Source organism: Paenibacillus sp. 1011MAR3C5, assembly GCF_003591485.1.
GTDB lineage: Bacteria > Bacillota > Bacilli > Paenibacillales > Paenibacillaceae > Pristimantibacillus.
This window is the reverse complement of the sequence record NZ_QZCF01000001.1, coordinates 605169-626024: the sequence shown is the minus strand read 5'-3', so window position 1 is coordinate 626024 and position 20856 is coordinate 605169. Positions and strand designations below refer to the sequence as shown.

General features: G+C 51.7%; 21 protein-coding genes. 18 read left to right on the top strand and 3 right to left on the bottom strand.

The window, feature by feature from the left end:
• The first annotated feature begins 24 nt into the window (after window positions 1-24).
• Together tgt and yajC are read left to right on the top strand one after the other, a co-directional pair.
• The gene (gene tgt / locus D3P07_RS02830; protein WP_259391313.1) at window positions 25-1158 is read left to right on the top strand and encodes a tRNA guanosine(34) transglycosylase Tgt; all 1134 of its coding nucleotides are present in this window, start codon (window positions 25-27) and stop codon (window positions 1156-1158) included.
• A 15-nt stretch (window positions 1159-1173) separates the two neighbouring features.
• Window positions 1174-1485, top strand: coding sequence for a preprotein translocase subunit YajC (gene yajC, locus D3P07_RS02825; RefSeq protein ID WP_119798545.1), 312 nt, complete (start codon window positions 1174-1176; stop codon window positions 1483-1485).
• Window positions 1486-1537: 52 nt separating this feature from the next.
• Here yajC and D3P07_RS02820 read toward each other — a convergent pair whose 3' ends face one another.
• Window positions 1538-1930, bottom strand: coding sequence for a TIGR04086 family membrane protein (locus D3P07_RS02820; protein WP_119798544.1), 393 nt, complete (start codon window positions 1928-1930; stop codon window positions 1538-1540).
• A 220-nt stretch (window positions 1931-2150) separates the two neighbouring features.
• Here D3P07_RS02820 and D3P07_RS02815 point away from each other — a divergent pair, with 220 nt between their 5' ends.
• Window positions 2151-2912, top strand: coding sequence for a YetF domain-containing protein (locus tag D3P07_RS02815; RefSeq protein ID WP_259391312.1), 762 nt, complete (start codon window positions 2151-2153; stop codon window positions 2910-2912).
• Here D3P07_RS02815 and spoVB read toward each other — a convergent pair.
• The gene (gene spoVB / locus D3P07_RS02810) at window positions 2905-4464 is read right to left on the bottom strand and encodes a stage V sporulation protein B (protein WP_119798542.1); all 1560 of its coding nucleotides are present in this window, start codon (window positions 4462-4464) and stop codon (window positions 2905-2907) included. The genes D3P07_RS02815 and spoVB overlap by 8 nt on opposite strands.
• A gap of 195 nt (window positions 4465-4659) precedes the next feature.
• Here spoVB and D3P07_RS02805 point away from each other — a divergent pair, with 195 nt between their 5' ends.
• The 15 genes from D3P07_RS02805 to D3P07_RS02740 all read left to right on the top strand — a co-directional run bounded on the left by D3P07_RS02805 (window position 4660) and on the right by D3P07_RS02740 (window position 20083).
• Complete coding sequence (locus D3P07_RS02805) at window positions 4660-4899, top strand: post-transcriptional regulator (protein WP_119798541.1); 240 nt, start codon at window positions 4660-4662, stop codon at window positions 4897-4899.
• 82 nt (window positions 4900-4981) lie between these two features.
• The gene (gene secD, locus D3P07_RS02800) at window positions 4982-6220 is read left to right on the top strand and encodes a protein translocase subunit SecD (RefSeq protein ID WP_119798540.1); all 1239 of its coding nucleotides are present in this window, start codon (window positions 4982-4984) and stop codon (window positions 6218-6220) included.
• Window positions 6210-7130 carry a protein translocase subunit SecF gene (secF, locus tag D3P07_RS02795; protein WP_119798539.1) on the top strand — a complete coding sequence of 307 codons (921 nt, stop codon included), beginning with the start codon at window positions 6210-6212 and terminating at the stop codon, window positions 7128-7130. Before secD ends, secF begins: the two co-directional genes overlap by 11 nt.
• A 168-nt stretch (window positions 7131-7298) precedes the next feature.
• Window positions 7299-7715, top strand: a complete 417-nt coding sequence (locus D3P07_RS02790; RefSeq protein WP_119798538.1) for a cation transporter dimerization domain-containing protein — start codon at window positions 7299-7301, stop codon at window positions 7713-7715.
• 34 nt (window positions 7716-7749) lie between these two features.
• Entirely contained in the window at window positions 7750-9765 is a 2016-nt protein-coding gene (gene recJ / locus D3P07_RS02785; protein WP_119798537.1) for a single-stranded-DNA-specific exonuclease RecJ, read from the top strand.
• 54 nt (window positions 9766-9819) lie between these two features.
• Complete coding sequence (locus tag D3P07_RS02780) at window positions 9820-10350, top strand: adenine phosphoribosyltransferase (protein WP_119798536.1); 531 nt, start codon at window positions 9820-9822, stop codon at window positions 10348-10350.
• A 269-nt stretch (window positions 10351-10619) separates the two neighbouring features.
• A complete protein-coding gene (locus D3P07_RS02775; RefSeq protein ID WP_119798535.1) occupies window positions 10620-12800 on the top strand; it encodes a RelA/SpoT family protein in 2181 nt (726 codons plus the stop codon).
• A gap of 13 nt (window positions 12801-12813) precedes the next feature.
• Entirely contained in the window at window positions 12814-13257 is a 444-nt protein-coding gene (gene dtd / locus D3P07_RS02770; protein ID WP_119798534.1) for a D-aminoacyl-tRNA deacylase, read from the top strand.
• Between the two features lie 98 nt (window positions 13258-13355).
• The gene (locus tag D3P07_RS26835) at window positions 13356-13523 is read left to right on the top strand and encodes a hypothetical protein (protein WP_182914152.1); all 168 of its coding nucleotides are present in this window, start codon (window positions 13356-13358) and stop codon (window positions 13521-13523) included.
• A 586-nt stretch (window positions 13524-14109) separates the two neighbouring features.
• On the top strand, window positions 14110-15357 hold the full coding sequence (gene hisS, locus D3P07_RS02765) for a histidine--tRNA ligase (RefSeq protein WP_119798959.1): 1248 nt from the start codon (window positions 14110-14112) through the stop codon (window positions 15355-15357).
• Between the two features lie 67 nt (window positions 15358-15424).
• Window positions 15425-17242 carry an aspartate--tRNA ligase gene (aspS, locus tag D3P07_RS02760; protein ID WP_119798958.1) on the top strand — a complete coding sequence of 606 codons (1818 nt, stop codon included), beginning with the start codon at window positions 15425-15427 and terminating at the stop codon, window positions 17240-17242.
• Between the two features lie 26 nt (window positions 17243-17268).
• Window positions 17269-18024: a tRNA threonylcarbamoyladenosine dehydratase gene (locus D3P07_RS02755; protein WP_119798533.1), complete on the top strand. Its 756-nt coding sequence runs from the start codon at window positions 17269-17271 to the stop codon at window positions 18022-18024.
• Window positions 18021-18689, top strand: a complete 669-nt coding sequence (locus D3P07_RS02750; RefSeq protein ID WP_119798532.1) for a YdeI/OmpD-associated family protein — start codon at window positions 18021-18023, stop codon at window positions 18687-18689. The genes D3P07_RS02755 and D3P07_RS02750 overlap by 4 nt, the downstream gene beginning before the upstream one ends.
• Window positions 18690-18914: 225 nt before the next feature.
• Window positions 18915-19301, top strand: coding sequence for a VOC family protein (locus D3P07_RS02745; protein ID WP_119798531.1), 387 nt, complete (start codon window positions 18915-18917; stop codon window positions 19299-19301).
• A gap of 26 nt (window positions 19302-19327) precedes the next feature.
• Window positions 19328-20083 carry a class I SAM-dependent methyltransferase gene (locus D3P07_RS02740; protein ID WP_119798530.1) on the top strand — a complete coding sequence of 252 codons (756 nt, stop codon included), beginning with the start codon at window positions 19328-19330 and terminating at the stop codon, window positions 20081-20083.
• A 153-nt stretch (window positions 20084-20236) separates the two neighbouring features.
• Here D3P07_RS02740 and D3P07_RS02735 read toward each other — a convergent pair whose 3' ends face one another.
• Window positions 20237-20725 (bottom strand): SRPBCC family protein, encoded by a 489-nt coding sequence (locus D3P07_RS02735; protein WP_119798529.1) that lies wholly within the window; start codon window positions 20723-20725, stop codon window positions 20237-20239.
• Window positions 20726-20856 lie beyond the last annotated feature (131 nt).

The window sequence follows — 20856 nt, the reverse complement described above, 5'->3', positions numbered from 1 at the left end:
ATAACAAGAATGGAACGTGAATACGTGGCTGTTAAATACGAATTAATCAAACAATGCAAGCAATCCGGAGCGCGTCTGGGACGCGTGCATACACCTCATGGCATTATTGAGACACCGACCTTTATGCCGGTAGGCACACAGGCGACCGTTAAGACGATGAGTCCGGAAGAATTGAAGTCGATGGACGCTCAAATTATTTTAAGCAATACGTATCATTTATTTCTCAGACCGGGACATGATCTGATCAAACGCGCTGGAGGTCTTCATAAATTCATGAATTGGGACCGCCCAATTCTGACGGATAGCGGCGGATTTCAAGTGTTCAGCTTGAGTGAAATGCGTAAAATCACCGAGGAAGGCGTTCACTTCCGCTCCCATCTGAATGGGGACAAGCTGTTCCTTTCGCCGGAAGTGGTCATGGAGATTGAGAACGCGCTTGGTCCGGATATTATGATGGCTTTCGATGAATGCCCGCCTTATCCAGCGGAGTATGAATATATCAAGCAATCGACGGAAAGAACGACCCGCTGGGCAGAGCGCTGTCTGAAGGCACATGCGAGACCTCACGACCAAGCCCTGTTCGCAATTGTTCAGGGGGGCATGCACAAAGATTTGCGTATTCAGAGCGCTAAAGATTTGACTTCCATGGATTTCCCGGGGTATGCTATTGGTGGACTGAGCGTTGGCGAGCCTAAGCATCTGATGTACGAGGTGCTTGATTATACGGTGCCTGAATTGCCGGCGAACAAGCCGCGTTACTTGATGGGCGTCGGATCTCCGGATGCATTGGTTGAGGGGGCTATCCGCGGAGTCGATATGTTCGATTGCGTGCTGCCAACCCGAATTGCAAGAAACGGGACAACCATGACAAGCGGAGGGCGACTCGTCATACGCAACGCCAAGTTCGCGGAGGATTTCGGGCCGCTGGATCCGAATTGCTCCTGCTACACATGTCAGAACTATTCTCGTGCTTACATTCGGCATTTGCTGAAGGCGGATGAAACGTTCGGCATGCGATTAACGACGTATCATAATTTGCATTTCCTTTTGCAGCTCATGCGGGACGTTCGTCAAGCCATCATGGAGGACAGGCTGCTTGACTTCAGGGATTCCTTCTTCGACGCTTACGGCCTTCATGATAACGACAAAGGATTTTGAAAGGGGTGAATTTTGATGTTTCTGGCAACCGAAACAGGTGGTGCTGGCGGAATTTGGGGGCTGATCTGGCCTTTCATTCTGATGTTCGCCGTATTCTATTTCTTGCTGATCCGTCCGCAACAGAAGAAGCAAAAGCAGCGTACAGCCATGCTAAATCAAATTAAAAAGGGCGACAAGATTACGACGATCGGCGGTTTGCACGGCACTGTTGTAGAATTGATGGATGACACAGTTGTTATTCGCGTCAATGATACGACGAAGATGACGTTCGAGCGCAGCGCGGTTAACACGATTGTTAGCACTGCACCAGCAGCTGCAACGGAATAAATGAGTGCATACATAGAATGGCCGACAGACCTTATGGTTTGTCGGCCATTTCTTATTTGCGGAGATTGACACCGATGATGCCGCCTAGCGCACCTGCCAGCAATGCCGCTCCAAGGATAAGCGCGCTGTTCCATGACGGTGCGGCATTGGCCGCGAGAAAGCTGACTATCATGACGATGACGCCATAGATCAGACCGAGCAAGCCGCCGTTGTACCAGCCTTTCCGCTCCGACCGCTTGCCGGATGTAAGACCGCCTGCCATAGCGGAAATGCTGTGAACGAGCAGGGAATAAGTACCCAGATTGCCTTCTTTCATGCTTGAGAAGTGCAGCAACAGGGAGAGCAGCAGTGCGCCTGCCGCCAGCCAAATAATTGAAAAGACGACGCCAGCCAGCACAGGCGAGCCGATAATCGGCGGTTTGGGAGCTTGCTTGACGGAACTCATCCTATTCCTCCTATCCGATATTCGCGTATTACTTATCCTTATGGCCAAGCATGCTGAAATAGTACAGGTCTCTAGAATCAATATTTGCCTAATGAGTTGCATCATTGCCATTAATTCGTGTGCGAATATTCGTATGATCAGCGATGGGCGGGGTGAGAATAGCTGTACAACGTTACAACTGGTTAGGCAGCCAGTATGGTACTTTCGAGGAGGCGCTTACTTGGAAATCTGGAGCCTGTTAATCCGGACGGCGGTTATTTATTTCGTCGTGTTTTTGATCATGCGTTTTATGGGCAAGCGGGAAATCGGCAAGCTGTCCGTGCTTGATCTGGTCATATCGGTAATGGTGGCGGAGATCGCGGTAATCGTTATTGAGGATACCGAACGATCCATGTGGGACGGCATAGTCCCAATGGTGATGTTATTGCTTATACAAGTCAGCACAGCGATGATTTCGATGAACAATCGCAAGATGCGCCTGCTATTCGATGGCAAGCCTAGCGTCATTATCGCCAAAGGCAAGATCAATCGGGAAGTAATGCGCAAACAGCGTTATAATCTGGATGATCTGATGCTGCAGCTTCGCGAAAACAAAATTACATCCGTTGCGGATGTGGAGTTCGCCATCCTGGAGACAAGCGGCAAGCTGTCTGTTATACCGAAGGATGGGGCAGAGGAAGCGGATTCTGCGCATGGCACAGAGACGCCTGATATTAATGTAGAAACTTCCAGTCATACACCTCTGCCACGAGGAAGGGAGAAAATTATTCCTCCCGGGTTCCGGTATGAAATATTGCCAATTCCGCTCATCATGGACGGGAAAGTGCAGGATGAGAATTTGGGGAAAATTGAGAAAACGCGATTTTGGCTGAAAAATGTGCTGCAGGAGCAGAAAGTGACCGATTTCAAGGACGTTTTCTTATGTACCATCGACCATAAAGGGAAGCTGTTTGTAGATGTGAATCAGAAAAAAATTACTTGAACCATATGCCTAGCCAAGGAATTCTAGCCATGTCATAACGGTCAATGATCCGCATCCATATCATGAGCAGCATATAGATGATGGCGCTCACCAGACAAGCGATGATCATGCTCAGCCATTCGGTGGATAGCACAAAATGGTTCATCGTCCACTGAGCGGCGGCACCCATGATGGTCATGGCGACGCCGACCTTAAGGAAGTCCAAGACGTTCATTCGGAATCCGATGAATCGCATAACGCTGATGCCGTGAAGGATCGTGACCAATACGATATTGACGCTGATGGCAATGATTGCACCATAAATGCCAAGCTCCGGCTTGGATGCCAGCTGTACAATCAATACAAGCTTGACTGCCGCCCCGATGAAGGTATTCATCAGGGCGGTTCCTGGTTTGTTCAGCGCTTGGAGAGCGGCTTGCAAGGGGGCCTGCAGATAGATGAAAATTCCAGCCAGGCATAGCAGCTGCAGCATTGGCGAATATTCGGGATGATCATAGATGAGCCGGCATAGCGGTTCCGCGAACAAGCCCATGACGACTACGAATGGGGCTCCGGATACAAGTGCGATACGCATCGACTGGTGAAGCCTTTTCTGAATAAGCGCTTTGTCTCCCCGTGCCGCAGCTTCAGATAACGACGGCACTAGAGAGACGGCAAGCGAATAGGTTAAGGCTGTAGGAAGCAGCAAGAGCGGAATAATCATACCTTGCAGCGCGCCGTATTGAGCGGTAGCCACGCCTGTTACGATGCCTGCGGCAGCCAAGCTGCGGGCAGTGAAGATGGATTCGAGCAAATAGGACAAGGACCCGACCAGCTTGCTGCCGGTGACGGGAATAGACAGTCCGAGCAGCTTGCGAAGAATGGGAGGTTTCGTGTAGCTGGATGGCAAGGAAGGAGGCTCGTTTGCTGCGGCTGCCTTCTTTTTTTCACGTACATATTTCCATAACAGGACGAACAATCCCCCGATTTCTCCGGCAACGACGCCGAGCATAGCGCCAGCCGCCGCCCATTCCAGTCCCATCGGGAGGAATAAATAAGCTAAGAACAGGGAGCCAATAATGCGGACTATGGTCTCGGCGAGCTGAGACACTGCGCTTGGAATCATATTCTGCTTGCCTTGAAAGTAGCCCCGAAATACAGAAGAAACTCCGACAATGAGCAGCATGGGCGTCATCATAAGGAAGGCTCGATAAACCCTGGTGTCAGGGAGGATATGGCGGATAATGAACGGCGCGAATAGCAGCATCCCGATCGTCAGCACTACCGCAATGGATATGGTCAGGATCATAGCTATTCGAAAAATATGCTTGACGCGCTTCGTATCGCCTAACGACTCTGCTTCGGCAATCCATTTGGCGATGGCCAGAGGAATGCCGCCGGTAATGAGCGTCAGCAATACAATCAGAAAAGGATAGGCCAGTTGATATAGGCCGACCCCCTCAGCTCCGATTATGCGGGGCAAGGCTATTCTTGGAACAAAACCGAGCAAGCGGTTCACGATGCCTGCGGCGAGCAGTATCATCGCACCCTTGATAAAGGATTGCTTTGTCATAGCGGGACCTCTTCTCATTGAAGGTAACGCCTCATAGGCGTTTATGTTCACGGACATGCATGTACTATCACTTTATGCTCGGCATGTCCTCTTCCATGTCAGTCAATTTGGACCATCTTCGAGAGTCGGCAGGAGATTGAGGCGGTTGATCGAATATATACAAGGGACAGCAACGCGAACGAGGAGGTGCAGCATATGGCCAACGAGGAATTGGACGTCATGATCGAGGAACTATGCCATAGCAAAGCGGAGGAATTCCGGTTGATCGGCTACGAGCATGTGGACGGCAAGGAGATTTGGGATTGTGTCAGTGCCAAATATGCGAAGACAGGCCAGCCGGAGCTGCATCAGCTGGTGAATGATATTCTATCGCTCAAGATTACGCAATTCATGAATTTCATGACGCTTAGCGCTTTCAAGGGTAACCCGTTCTAGTGGCGGGGCCTTTCTTTTTTTGACTCGTTTTTGCCGCATCTGTATAATGGGAATATTGAGATCATAAGGGGGATTCAAACGTATGTTCGGGAAGAGAATAATTGCCTTCCTTGCCATTGTGGTTGTCGGGTTTGCGGCAATGGCCGCAACAAGCCCGTGGGTAATCAATGGCGTCAAGCTTGGGCTGGATTTAAAGGGCGGTTACGAGGTATTGTACGAAGCCGTTCCGTTCGAGGGTGGTTCCGCTGTAACGCCGGAGACCTTGAAGAAGACGGCTCAAAGCTTGCAGAAGAGGATCGACGATACGGGATTGGTAGAGCCTGAGATTACGACGGAGGGCAAAAACCGCATTCGTGTCAAGCTCCCTGGCATCGACAGCGAAGATGATGAAGTGCTTCAAATGTTGTCCAAGCCTATTAATCTGACGTTCCGTGCGCCTGATGGCACGATCATGCTGACTGGTACGGACTTCGTAGAAAACGCTGCTGGACTAGCCTTTGATAGTATGAACCAGCCCATGGTCACGATTGAACTGAAGGACGCAAAAAAGTTTGAAGAAGTGACTGGCAAGCTGGTTGGACAGTCTATGGCCATTTATTTGGATGAAGAACTAATCTCTAATCCAGGAGTTAATTCGGTTATCGCAAGTAAAAACGCAGTTATCGAAATGCGCGGATCGACCGCTGACAAAGCGAGAGAATTACGCGATTTGATCAATATGGGCTCTCTGCCCCTCAAGCTTGAAGCCAAGTATACGCAAAGCGTAGGCGCGAAGCTTGGAATGGAATCCCTTAAAGATACGGTTACAGCCGGCATCATCGGCTCTTTGATTGTTCTTGTATTTATGGTTGTTATTTTCCGGGTACCGGGCTTTGTTGCTGCGATTACCATTATTACGTACGCATGGCTGCTTTTGCTCGTGCAAAACCTGATGAACGCAACGCTCACTTTGCCTGGCATCGCGGCATTCGTACTCGGTGTCGGTATGGCGGTCGACGCCAATATTATTACCGCTGAGCGGATCAAAGAAGAGATTCGTACCGGCAAGAGCATGCTATCATCCTTAAAGTCCGGTTCAAAAAACTCGTTCCGTACGATAATGGATGCCAATATTACAAGTATTATCGCCAGTGTTGTTCTGTACTTCATCGGTGATGGCGCGATTAAAGGCTTTGCACTGACGATGATCTTCAGTATTCTGGTTAGTATTCTCACGAATATCTTCCTCGCTCGCTACTTGCTGTCGCTTCTTGTTCGAAGCAACAAGTTTATGAAGCCGGGTTATTATGGCGTGAAGGAGAGTGAAATTCGTGAACTATGAAACAAAAATTCGTTATGATGTCGTAGGGAATCGCAATAAATTTTTGTTTGCTTCCCTTGCGGCAACACTTATTGGCATATTGTCGCTTTTTATTTTTCAATTGAACCTAGGCATCGATTTTAAGGCAGGCTCGAATATGGATGTATCCACGACCAAAGCTGTGACACAGCAGGAAGTGAACGATGTCCTGAAGTCAGTGGGCTACGAAAGCCTAGCGCCTACCGTAGGCGGACAGAACAATGACCGTATTTCAATTCGGTTTAATGATGTTCTTGATCAATCAGAATCTAACGCCGTAACGGCTGCTTTAAAGGCTAAATTCGGTGAAGATATTGACACAGAGGTAAACGTGGTATCTCCTGATATTGCCCGTGAACTAGGGATTAAGACGATTTGGGCAATATTGATTGCGAGCTTGGGGATTATGCTGTATGTCATGATCCGGTTTGAGTGGCGTTTCGCGCTTGCCGCGAATATCTCTATTTTGTATGACAGTTTTATCGTGGTTGCGGTATTCTCCATCTTCCGCTTTGAGGTAGATCTGCCGTTTATCGCAGCCGTCTTGACGACGCTTGGTTACTCTATCAATGATAAAATTGTTATTTTTGACCGTATCCGTGAGAACCTGAGATTTGCATCCGTTAAGAACGAATCACAGCTCGCTGAACTGGTCAATGCTAGTATCTGGCAGACGATGGCACGTAACTTGTATACGGTATTAACGGTTGTTATTGTGACCGTGTGTATCTTCTTGCTGGGCAGCCCGTCGATCAAAATGTTCTCCTTGGCGCTATTGGTTGGTCTTATCAGCGGCGCATACTCCACGATTTTCGTAGCGAGCCCGCTGTGGTACCTGTTCAAGCGCAACCAGAAGCAAAAGCCTAAGGTTGCTGCCAAGCCAACACCTTAATGATCACGCATGTGCGATTCGTATAGATGATTAGTAACATCATAAGAAGGTAAGCGAGTGGAGCCAGCCTGCTTCCGAGAGCCGTTACGAAGCAGGTTTTGCTCCGCAAAACCTAACCGCTGCTTACGAAGTCAGGTTTTGCTTCGCAAAATCTTTCAGGAGGTTCATATGTCAACCAGACCGCGAGATGGGAAGAAGACGACCCGGGGCAGAGCTCGTATATGGGACAACGTGCTGGACGTTCTGTTTCGGGGCACACGAAGATATCACAAGGATTCGGATCAAGATGAAAGTGCGGATGAGCTGATGCAGGTGGTTCAGCGTGTGGAAGGCGTCGTTACGGTGCAATCCATTCGCGCCAGAGAGCATGGGCATTACGTTGTGGCAGAGATCGTTATCAGCGTCAATCCCCGTATTACGGTATTGGAAGGCCAAGAGATTGCAAAACGGGTTCGAACGCTTCTGATGCACCGGTTTCATCATTTGACGGAAGTGTCCATCTATGTAGAGCCTTATGATCCCGGTTATCCGTACAAATCCAATCACGATCCTAATCAGGAGCAGATGCCGACACTGCTGCAATAGCCGTTATCGGACAGCAGGAAGGAGTGAGAACCTGATGATTCATAGAAAGACACGCTGGGCTCTTGCGGAATGGGAAGAGTCGGGGGAAGGTGCAGCCGGGAAGTTGAGCAAGGGGCTGAACCTTCCTCCTCTTGTTGCCCGCTTGCTCGTGCAACGCGGCTACCATGACGAGGAGAGCGCTCGGGCATTCTTGTATGGCGGCGAGAGCGGACTGCATGATCCATACTTGCTAAGCGGGATGGAGGAAGCGGTTCAGCGTATTCGGCAAGCAGGAGCCAATCAAGAGAAGATCCGCATATACGGCGATTATGATGCGGACGGTGTATCCAGCACGTCGCTGCTTTTTCACGTATTTCGTACCATGGAACTAGATTTTGATTATTACATACCCCATCGGGCGTTGGAAGGGTATGGGTTGAACAAAGATGCTATTGCTCTGGCCGCCAATGATGGAGTTAAGCTAATCGTTACAGTTGATACCGGGATTAGCGCATATGATGAGGTTGAATTTGCCGCATCGCTTGGCATTGACGTTGTTGTAACCGATCATCACGAGCCGCCGGAGCAATTGCCGCAGGCTTGCGCCGTGGTGAATCCGAAGCAAACGCATTGCATGTATCCGTTCAAGGGTTTGGCTGGTGTAGGGGTTGCCTTCAAGCTTGCCACCGCTTTACTGGAGAGGCCGCCGCTGGAGTGGGCGGATATTGTTAGTCTCGGCACGATTGCGGATCTGATGCCGCTGGTCGATGAGAACAGAATTTTGGTTCGATATGGACTGGAGCGGATGCGCAAGGAACCTGGTACGGGCTTCCGGGCTTTGGCAGAAGCGACGGGCATCGAGCTTCAGACCATTGTATCGACAGGCATCGCATTCGGAATGGCACCTCGCATCAATGCTGCAGGCAGGCTCGATCATGCGAAGAAGGCCGTCGAGCTGCTTACAACTCCTGCATATGATGAAGCGATTCTATCGGCGATCCAATTGGATACACTGAATAAGGAGCGCCAGCGAATCGTGGAGTCTATCGTGAAGGAAGCGGAGGAGCAGTGGCTGACGAAGCGACTTGCCGCAGAGGAGCAAGGGATCGATCCGCCTTCGGTTATTGTGTTAAGCGGGGAGAGCTGGAATGTCGGCGTCATCGGCATTGTTGCTTCCAAGCTGCTGGAGAGACATTATCGGCCGGTCATTATCTTAGGCATTGATACCGAGAGCGGTATGTGCAAGGGCTCAGCCCGATCCATAGAAGGCTTCGATCTTCATGCGGCCCTTACGGAATGCGAGTCTTTGATGGATCATTATGGGGGACACCAGGCTGCGGCTGGCATGAGCTTGCATCGGGATCATCTGGAGCAGCTGGAGAAGCGAATGTCGGAGCTTGCGATGCAATGGCTGACGCCAGAGCATTGGATACCGAAGACGCTGGTGGATATGGAATGCAGCCTGGAGGATGCAACGCTTGATACCATTAGCCAGCTATCGCTCCTAGAGCCATTTGGCATCGGCAATCCATCTCCGCGAATCATGTTCCGAGACATTCAATTGGCAGATCGCAGAGCGATCGGCAAGGATTCCAAGCACCTCAAGCTGGCGCTAGGCGGCGGTCGTAAGCTGTTGGATGCCATCGGCTTTGGCATGGGGGAGATGGCTTCCGCCATGCCGGCAGGCAGCCGGCTGGACGTTGTGGGCGAGCTGTCGATCAACGAGTGGAACAATCAGCGCAAGCCTCAGCTGCAAGTGCATGATTTGCATTATATGCCTGCTCCGATGGCCAGCTTCCCAAGCCGGGAGCAATTCGGTCAAGTGTATCAATGGCTGCGGAAAGTAAATCGGGTTCAAGAGCAAGGAATTGCTCTTCGAATAGCGGGGCAAGTCGGCTTGACTGTGGAGGCCGTTCAGCTTATGCTTGACGTATTCGAGGAATTGAAGTTTATCGGACGTCATGATGGCGCTTACGTCGCAGCTGCTGCGCCGGAGAAGCGAGAGCTCGCGTCTTCGGAACGTTATCGTGCCGCGAAGGAGCAGCATGACCGTCTTCATGATCTCGCTTGAAACATTTCCAATTTCCAAATTAAACAAGTGTGTACAAGAAAGGGTTGACCATTCGTGTCGAAGGCATCATACAATTTCAAGGATTACATTCGAGTTATTCCGGACTTCCCGCAACCGGGAATCCGCTTTAAAGATATTACGACACTGCTGAAGGACGGAGCGGCTTACCGTGCCGTTATCGAAGAGATGCGCACTGCGGTTGAGCATCTGAAAATTGACGTTATCGCTGGACCTGAAGCACGGGGCTTCGTCGTTGGCGCTCCGCTTGCGCTGGCACTTGGCGTGGGCTTTGCGCCTATCCGCAAGAGCGGCAAGCTGCCGGGCGAGACGATTACAGCGAGCTATGATCTGGAGTATGGCAAGGATCAACTAGCGATGCATAAAGATGCGATCACGCCAGGACAGCGGGTCCTTATTGCGGACGATCTGCTGGCAACCGGCGGCACGATCGCAACGTCGATGAATCTGATTCGCCAGCTTGGCGGAGAAGTGGTTGGCGCTGCCTTCTTGATCGAGCTTGCTTATTTGAATGGCAGATCGAAATTGGACGGCGTTGACGTATTCTCTCTAATGACATACGAATAGGACATCTATCATACAGCCGCAAGAGAAGCTGTTGAATGCGCCCCGGCATGGACTCGTCTTACCGACGATTCACCAAGCCGGGGCTTTTTTCCCTATCGCGCGATATTGGATGAACGGTCTGGCGTCAAAAGACGTCGTTTTTCTTCCGCAGGAAGTTGACGTAACCGCTCACTTAAAGGCATAATATTAGAAAACTCGGATCATGCCGCAGCGGCATAGCATATGAGAATAAGATGGCGTTAACCCGTACGCTTGGAAAGGGACGTTTCATGGGCATAGAGCAGTTACTTGAGAAGGCATCCGTCTATATGAAAGAGCAGGATCTCATACGCATCAAGGAAGCCTATGATTTCGCTGAGCAAGCCCATCATGGTCAAGTGCGGAAATCAGGAGAGCCATATATTTTGCATCCTGTTACGGTTGCTGACATTTTGGTGGATATGGGCATGGACGTGCTGTCAATTATCACAGCGCTTCTTCATGATGTCGTGGAAGATACGACTGTGGATTTGCAGACCGTCCGTGCGAAATTTGGCGAAACCTGTGCCATGCTGGTGGACGGACTGACCAAGCTCGAGAAGATCAGGTTTCAATCCAAGGAAGAACAGCAAAATGAAAATTATCGTAAAATGTTCGTCGCGATGGCGCAGGACATTCGTGTCATTCTGATCAAACTGGCGGACCGCCTTCATAATATGCGCACACTGAAATACCAGTCGGAAGAGTCTCAGCGCAGAATTGCTTATGAGACACTGGAGATTTTTTGCCCCATCGCGCACAGGCTCGGCATCTCTGCTATCAAGTGGGAGATGGAGGACATCGCGCTTCGTTACCTCAACCCGCAGCAATATTACCGCATTGCGAATCTGATGAAGAAGAAGCGGGCGGAGAGGGAGCAATTCATCGATGATGTCATTGGCCGCATTCGCGAGAAGCTGGAGGAAATGGGCATCGAGGGCGATATTTCGGGCAGGCCGAAGCATCTGTACAGTATCTACAAAAAAATGACGAGCCGCAACAAGCAGTTCAATGAGATCTATGATCTGATGGCGATTCGCATTATCGTGGACAATATTAAAGATTGTTATGCGACGCTTGGCATCATCCACACGCTGTGGAAGCCTATGCCGGGCAGGTTCAAGGATTATATCGCCATGCCGAAGGCGAATATGTATCAATCCTTGCATACGACGGTGATTGGACCGAACGGCGAGCCGACCGAGGTACAGATACGGACGTGGGAGATGCACCGTACATCGGAGTACGGCATCGCTGCACACTGGGCGTATAAAGAAGGCATGGTTGTGCCGGACGGCAATTTTGAAGACAAAATGTCATGGTTCCGCGAAATTCTGGAGCTTCAGAATGAAACGCGCGATGCGGCGGAGTTCATGGAATCACTTAAGATGGATTTTTTCGCCGATCTTGTATTCGTCTTCACGCCAAGCGGAGAGGTTATCGAGCTGCCGGCGGGATCGGTGCCGCTCGACTTTGCTTACCGTATTCATACGGAGGTGGGCAACCGGACAATAGGCGCGAAGGTGAACGGACGAATTGTGCCGCTTGACCATAAGCTGAAGACTGGCGATATCGTTGAGATTCTGACGTCGAAGCATTCGTACGGACCAAGTCAGGACTGGGTGAAGATCGCACAATCCTCCCATGCCCGGAGCAAGATCAGGCAATGGTTCAAGAAGGAGAAGCGCGAGGAAAATGTCGCCAAGGGACGCGACCTGCTGGAGCGGGAGCTGAAGCGTCTTGGCCTAGAGCCGTCTGTATGGATGACGGATGACAAGCTGCAGGAAGCAGCAGGCAAATTCACGTTCAACGACATTGAGGATATGATGTCGGCTATAGGATTTGGCGGTATCACGGCAGCTCAGATCTGCACCAAATTGACGGAGAAGATGCGCCGCGAAGCAGAAGAAGCGAACCAGATTGAGCTGACGAACGAGAAGAAGGAAATAAAAGCGGCTTCAGGCAAGAAGGGGCGTCCAAATCATGGCGTCACGGTGAAGGGCGTCGATAATTTGCTCGTTCGGTTCGCCCGCTGCTGCAACCCGGTGCCGGGAGACGCTATAGTCGGCTACATTACACGCGGCCGCGGCGTATCGGTTCACCGTATGGACTGTCTTAACATTCCATTTGGCACGGACGGAGAAGAAGCGGAACGCGTCATTGAGGTGGAATGGGAGGAATCGGTGGAGGCGAACTACAGCGTCGATATCGAGATTACCGGCCATGACCGCAGAGGTCTCTTGAACGAGGTGCTGCATGCGGTATCGGAGAGCAAGACGAATATCTCTGCCGTGACGGGACGATCCGTCAAGAACAAGATGGCGCTTATTCATATGACGGTGCTTATTCGCAACGTCGATCATCTATCCTCCGTTGTGGAGAAGATCAAGCGCGTGCAAGATATCTATTCTGTACAGCGCATTATGCAATAAAGGAGATTATGCATTGAAAGTTGTGGCACAACGAAGCAAAGCGGCAAAAGTAACCGTAGAAGGCGAAGTGATCGGCTCCATCGATTCCGGACTGGTGCTGCTGGTGGGCATTACGCATGAGGATGCGATGGCGGATGTACGCTGGATGGCGGATAAGGTAGCGGGCCTTAGAATTTTCGAAGACGAATCGGAAAAGATGAATCTGTCGGTGACGGATGTTGGAGGCTCTATTCTGTCCGTATCCCAATTCACGCTGTACGGAGATTGCCGCAAGGGCAGGAGGCCCAACTTTATGGCCGCCGCGCGACCGGAGCAGGCAGAGATGCTGTACAATGCGTTCAATGATGCGCTTCGGGAGCTGGGGCTGCGCGTGGAGACGGGACGGTTCGGTGCGATGATGGACGTGCAGTTGACCAATGATGGACCCGTGACGCTAATTTTGGAGAGCGGCGCTTAAGATTGGTCAGACGGGCAACAATAGAGGTAGACAGCATGGCGGGTTGGCGTGAAAGCCGGCCGCTCATGCGAACTACCGATGTTGGAGGTATGCCTGTCATGCATCAGTCGAGGAAAGAGCAGAGTATAGAACGAATTGCCAATGCGTTAATGAATCCGGATCTGCGGGAAGTCAGAATCGCGGCGGAGCTGGATGCGGATATGGAAGCAGCCGAGGAATGGGAAGGCAGACCGCAGCATGCAGGTCGATCGGGGAACCGCAATTAGGCGTGCGTGATAAAAGCGTTTTCTAATTTGTAATATTCCTGTAATCAATCGCTAACGTTCTATTAACATCTAAGGCCTATAATAAATCTCGACCCCCTTTTTTAAAATATACTTTTACTTTGGACCTGCACGATGTTGCGGGTTTTTTTCTGTCTTGCGAACGGGTTTCCGCAGGATTGGCACCAGAGTTGTTGCGCGTTCTTGACTTTCCGCCAAACGGCAAGTAAAATAAACAATCAGTATACGATATATGGATTCTATGACGGGACAAAGTAATTCTTCACGAAGTACACAGAGAGGGACGCCAATTGGCTGCAAGCGTCCTTATGACGGATGAATGAAAGACCTCCCCGAGAACAGACAGCGAACGAGGGCATGATGCATCCATGCAGCATGGCATCGCTTTTAGTAGCTGAACTGCGATTAACGGACGTTACCCGTTGCAAGCGAGCGATCCGTTGACCGGATCCGTTCGGAATGTGGGTGGTACCACGGAAGCACAAGCTTTCGTCCCTTCGGCGATGCCGATTGGACGGGAGCTTTTTTTTGATTGTGATGAGAATCAATGAAGAAGGTAGGGAAAGGCATGAAATTTCAGAAATCGCCCGGAACGCAGGATATATTGCCAGGCGCGGTGGAGAGATGGCAATACGTAGAGGGCAAAGCCCGCGACATCTGCCGCCGTTTTAATTTCCGGGAAATCAGGACGCCGCTCTTTGAGTCCACGGAATTGTTCCAGCGCGGTGTAGGCGAAACAACGGATATTGTCGAGAAGGAGATGTATACCTTTATCGACCGCGGCGAGCGCAGCCTGACGCTGCGTCCGGAAGGAACGGCTGGCGTTGTGCGCTCCTACGTGGAGAACAAGCTGTTCGGCGATCCGGATGTCAGCAAGCTGTACTATATCGGCCCGATGTTCCGCTACGAGCGCGCACAGGCGGGACGCTACCGCCAATTCCACCAATTCGGCATTGAGGCGATCGGCGCTGTCGATCCGGCATTGGATGCGGAGGTTATCGCGCTCGGCTATACCTTCTATACCGAAGTGGGCCTGAAGGGCGTCCGCGTCGAGATCAACTCTGTCGGCACGCCGGCTGTACGAGCGGCATTCCGCGAGCGTCTGCTGGCGTTCCTGAATCCGAAGCGCGAGCTGCTGTGCAAGGACTGTCAGTCCCGCATGGACCGTAATCCGCTCCGCGTACTGGACTGCAAAGTCGATCAGGCGCATTTTGAAGGCGCTCCTTCCATTTTGGACAGTCTGGACGAAGAGTGCAGCGCTCACTTCGAGAAGGTGAAGCAGTGCCTGACGGATATGTCCATTCCTTATGAGATAAATCACAGGTTGGTTCGCGGCCTTGATTATTACACGCATACCGCATTCGAGTACAAGGCGGAAGGGATTGGCGCAATCGATACGATCGGCGGCGGCGGACGCTATAACGGTCTCGTATCCGATATCGGCGGACCGGAGCAGCCGGGCGTCGGACTAGGCCTAGGTCTGGAGCGCACAATTCTTCTGCTGGAGCATCAGCAGACGGAGCTCCCGAATCTGCATGAGATCGATGTGTATATCGTCGCGCTTGGCGATGCAGCGGATCGGGAGGCGACTCGATTGGTATACCAGCTTCGGCAGCAAGGCGTTCACGCGGAGCGCGACTACCAAGGCCGCAAGATGAAAGCCCAATTGAAGTCTGCGGATCGTCTCGGCGCAAGGTTCACCGCTATTCTTGGCGACGATGAGCTGGAGCGCGGCGAGATTGCGCTGAAGGATATGGCGAAGGGCGAGCAGCGTATGGTCGCAATCAGCGCACTTGCTGCTGAGCTTCAACCGTAAGTGAATGTACTTGCAGGATGAATGACAACTATTAACGATAAAGCGAGGAGACATGATTATGACGACGATGTTAAAGACGCATCACTGCGGAACATTAACGAAAGCAGATGTAGGACAAACGGTTACGCTGAACGGCTGGGTGCAGCGCCGCCGCGACTTGGGCGGTGTATTGTTCATCGACCTTCGCGACCGTACTGGAATTGTACAGATCGTATTCAACCCGGATTTCTCCGGCGATGCATTGTCGATCGCTGACCGTGCGCGCAACGAGTTCGTGCTTGCCGTAAAAGGCAAAGTGGTCGAGCGCGATCCTGAGACATTCAACGCGAACCTGGCAACAGGCGAGATTGAAATCCGCGTAACAGAAATTGAAGTGCTGAACGCAGCGAAAACACCTCCATTCCCGATCGAAGATGGTGTGGAAGTGGATGAGTCACTCCGTCTTAAGTACCGTTACCTGGACCTGCGTCGTCCTGAGATGCAGAAGACGCTTTTGCTTCGTGCGAAAGCGGCAAAGATTTTCCGCGACTACCTGGATGGACAAGACTTCATCGAAGTAGAAACGCCAATTCTGACGAAGAGCTCGCCGGAAGGCGCTCGCGATTACCTGGTGCCTAGCCGCGTGCATGAAGGCGAGTTTTTCGCATTGCCGCAATCGCCGCAAATTTTCAAGCAATTGCTGATGGTTGGCGGCGTTGAGCGTTATTATCAAATCGCCCGCTGTTTCCGCGATGAAGATCTTCGTGCAGACCGCCAGCCGGAATTTACGCAAGTCGACATCGAGACTTCGTTCCTGTCGCAGGATCAATTGCTTGGCATGATGGAAGAGCTGTCTGCGAGACTGCTTCGCGAGACTGTAGGCGTAGAGCTGGAGCTTCCGTTCCAACGCATCACATATGCGGATGCTATGAACAAATACGGCTCCGACAAGCCTGATCTGCGCTTTGGCCTGGAGATCGAAGATATTACTGATATTGTCGCATCGAGCGACGTTAAAGTATTTGCAAGCGTAGCGGCAGGCGGCGGCGTAGTCAAAGCGCTGAACGCAAAGGGCTGTGCTAGCTGGAGCCGCAAGGAGCTTGACGACCTGCAGCCGTTCGCTGCTCGCTACGGCGGCAAAGGCCTTGCTTGGATCACGGTGAAGGATGGCGAGTGGAGAGGTCCAATCGTGAAGTTCCTAAAGCCGGAGGAGATTGAAGCGTTGACGGAGCGTCTGGGCGTTGAGGAAGGCGACCTGCTGACCTTCTCTGCCGACAAGCCGAAAGTGGTTGCGGATGTACTGGGCAACCTGCGTCTGAAGCTGGGCCGCGATCTGGGACTTATCGACGACTCGAAGTTCAAATTCGCTTGGGTCGTAGACTTCCCGCTGCTTGGATGGGACGAAGAAGCGAAGCGTTATGTAGCGGAGCATCATCCGTTCACGCGTCCTAACGAAGAAGATATTCACTACTTCGATACCGATCCTGGCAAAATTCGCGCGCAAGCATATGATCTCGTCCTGAACGGCTACGAAGTAGGCGGCGGTTCGATGCGTATCTACAAGCGTGAGGTTCAGGAGAAAATGTTCAACGCGCTTAGCCTGCCGCCGGAAGTGGCGCAAGACAAGTTCGGTTACTTGCTTGACGCCTTCGATTACGGCACGCCTCCGCACGGCGGCATCGCATTCGGCTTCGACCGTCTGGTCATGCTGCTGGCAGGCCGTACGAACCTGAGAGAGACGATTGCCTTCCCGAAAACGGCAAGCGCAACAGATCTGCTCGTCGACGCGCCGTCCGAAGTCGAGCTGTCCCAGCTTGAGCAGCTTCATATCCGCACGGTTCTGAAGCCTAAGCCGGCAGTCGCTGCAGCAGGAGCGCCAGCTTCCGCACAAGGCGAAGATAAATAAGCTTACAGCAAAGGAGGCGGCAGAGCATGCTGCATCAATTCTCGCGCACGGAGCTTGCGATCGGCCCGGAAGGGCTGGAGCGGATGAAAGGGAGCACGGTCGCCGTGCTCGGCATCGGCGGAGTTGGCTCCATCGCGGCGGAGGCACTGGCTAGAACCGGCGTCGGCCGCATCATCCTGATCGACAAGGATGTTGTTGACATTACGAATATTAACCGCCAGATTCATGCGCTTATGACGACAGTCGGCCAGCCGAAGGCGGATCTGATGCGGGACCGCATCAAGCTGATCAATCCGGAGTGCGATGTCATTTCCTTGCGGATGTTTTATACGGAAGAGACGTATGAGCAACTGTTCGCCTATCCGCTGGACTATGTGATTGACGCATCAGATACGATCATCTATAAGGTTCACTTGATCAAGCAATGTCTGGAGCGCGGCATCCCTGTTATCTCCAGCATGGGCGCAGCCAACAAAATGGACCCTTCGCGCTTTAAGGTAGCGGACATCTCGAAGACGCATACCGATCCGATTGCCCGTGTCGTGCGCACGAAGCTGCGCAAGGATGGCATCAAGAAGGGCGTCAAGGTTGTCTTCTCCGATGAGGAGCCGATGAAGCCGCGCGAGGACGTGACGCAGCGCATAGTGCCGGAGAACGCTCCGGAAATCCGCAAAGCGCAGCAGCCGCCGTCCAGCAACGCCTTTGTGCCGCCGGTAGCTGGGCTGATCATGGTTAGCGTTGCGGTGAAGGATTTGCTTGCGTCAGGAGAAGCCGGCGCATGAATGCCGAGCTTTCCCGCAAGCTGAGACTGGAGCCGGATATGCGAGCCGTCATCCTTCATCCTCCCGCCGATTATGATGTCGCCTCTGAGCTGGGACTGCCGGCCCAAGCCGAGAAGTCGACAGAGGACGAGCTAGGCGAAGGGATATATGCGTTCGTTCTGCTATTCGTCACTTCGCTTGCGGAGCTGGAGAAGCGCGCGCCTATCGCGATCCGCACTGCGGAGGCAGATGCGTTGTTATGGATTTGTTATCCAAAAGGTACATCTCGTATTAAGACGGATATCAATCGCGATACGGGCTGGGCGCTCATGAAGACGTTCGGCACGGAAGGCGTCGCGATGATTTCTATGAACGAGACGTGGTCTGCGATGCGCTACAGGCCGGTAGGGGCTGCGAGAGCGAGCCGCTCCCGCAAGAAGGATCCTGTGTCAGGTGCGGCGGCGGTGAAGTCATCCTCAGCCGTGCCTGATATGCCGGATGACCTGGAAGCCGCATTCGCAACGGTTCCGGAAGCCCGGACTTTTTTCGAAGCGTTGACGGATTCCATGAGAAGAGATTATTTGAATTGGATCCTGGAGGCGAAACGGGAGGAGACCAGAGCGAAGCGAGTGGCCGCAACGATCGACAAGCTCGGGAAGGGACTTAAGCGTCCTACTGATAAATAAAGTTTTGCAGCAGCGCTGCGACGGGTTAAGCCCGCCGCAGCGCTGTTTTTATCTGATGAAGCTTTGTAGAGCAATCGAATGGTTTGGCAGGTGCGAGTTAGTGGATTGCGGGAAAGCTAGAGATGGGATATAATAGAAATATAAAATGAAACTGTATTTCACTTAGTGAAACTAGTTGTGATGAGATCTGCTTGACCAATCCGGGTGTGGGATGGAGGAGACGAGATGTCCTACGTTTTTGCAGGAATCGATCATGTGCAGCTGGCTGCTCCCGAGGGCTGCGAGGAGCAGGCTAGAGCGTTTTATGGCGGCGTGCTGGGCTGGACCGAGCTGGAGAAGCCTGAGGCCTTGCGGCATAGAGGCGGTGTATGGTTCCGATGCGGGAGCCATGAGGTTCATATTGGCATACAGCCTGCATTCGTGCCTGCGCTGAAAGCCCATCCTGCCTTTGCCGTACGTGGCCTTCAGCATTTGAAGGAAAGACTGAGCCGTCACAGCGTTGCGGTAATCGATGACGAGCTGAGACTTGAAGAAGGGTACCGCCGTTTCTTTGCATCGGACCCGTTCGGCAACCGGCTGGAGTTTCTGGAGCGAATCGAGAGTGCGGAATAAGGCAATCAAGAGGGAGGACAACAACTATGGACAACAAGGAACGGTTTACGAACCGGGTGGATAACTATGTGAAGTATCGCCCGACCTATCCGGGAGAAGCTATTGATTTCTTATACAAAAAGCTGGGGTTTGGCCCGGACAGCGTCATCGCCGATCTGGGTGCGGGTACGGGCATTTTCTCGAGACTGCTGCTGGAGAGAGGAAGCCGCGTCATCGGCGTAGAGCCCAATGAAGCGATGCGCAAGGCAGCTGTGCAGGCGCTTGGCGGTTCGGAGCGGTACCAAGCTGTTGCGTCATCGGCGGAGGAGACCGGCATGCCAGCGCATTCTGTAGATTTCATTGTCTGCGCGCAGTCGTATCACTGGTTCGATCGAGAGCTGGTGAAGGCGGAGTTCAAGCGTATCTTGAAGCCGGGAGGCAAGGTCGTTCTCATCTGGAATTCCAGGAAAACTTCGGGGTCGCCTTTCCTTGAGCAATTCGAGAAGATGCTTCAGGAATATGGCACGGATTACGAGAAGGTCGCCCATAAGAGTATTACGCTGGAGACGCTGCGTCCCTATTTCGCAGACGGCGGTCCGACACGGAATACGTTCTCGATGAAGCAATTGCTGGACGAAGCTGCGCTGAAAGGAAGATTGTTGTCCTCCTCGTACAGTCCGACGCCGGACCACCCGCGTTATGAAGCCATGATGAAGGAACTGAAGGACATCTATCGGAGCAATGAAGCAGACGGCGTTGTCGCCATGGAATATGTTACGGAACTGTATTGGGGAGAAGTATAGACAGGTTTATGGTCATTAGGCATTATGTTATTGCTTAGAGGCAGAATGGGGCTAATCTAACAGTCATGATAACTTAATAAACGACACCAGCAGCCAATCTTAACGATCGGCTGCTTTTTCGAAACTCAATATTACCCCGCTATAGAAACGGCGTTACATCTTAGTCAGGTATGCGGCTAATTGATCGAAAGTTCCCGTAAATCCACTATGAATCATCTCTTCTGAGGCATCAAAGGTTTTAGACTCTGCCTCAGTTGGGGCTTCGGGAACCACAATCATGGTAAGGGCAGTTTTTCCTTTGTCTTCGAAGAACGTTATTGAATTTAGGGTTTTCAATGGCCAGTTAGCGTCAAAGGGTGCACGTACTATGTTGCCCTCCTTATCAGAAAAGACACTGGTGTAAGTGATTTTCTCCGATTCTACAACTTCACTGTATATAAATTTAACCCACATGATATCGCCGTCAGCTGGTTTCTGGCTGTAGTGAAAGACACCGCCAGAACGAAAGTCTGCTTCGGCCACCTCAAACAGCCATCCTTTTGGCCCCCACCAGCACTGTAGATGTTCTGATTCGGTGAATGCTTTAAACACAAGCTCTCGTGAAGCATTGAAAGTATAGGTAATTTCAATTTGTGTTGACATTGTGATTCCTCCAGTGGTTTTTTGTCATTAATTTTACTCCCACATAATGAAAAATACTCAAGGTAGTTGTATAGAGAGCTGTAGCTTGCCGTTACAGAACGTGCGGAGAACCGTTTCACTAATGATCCTTG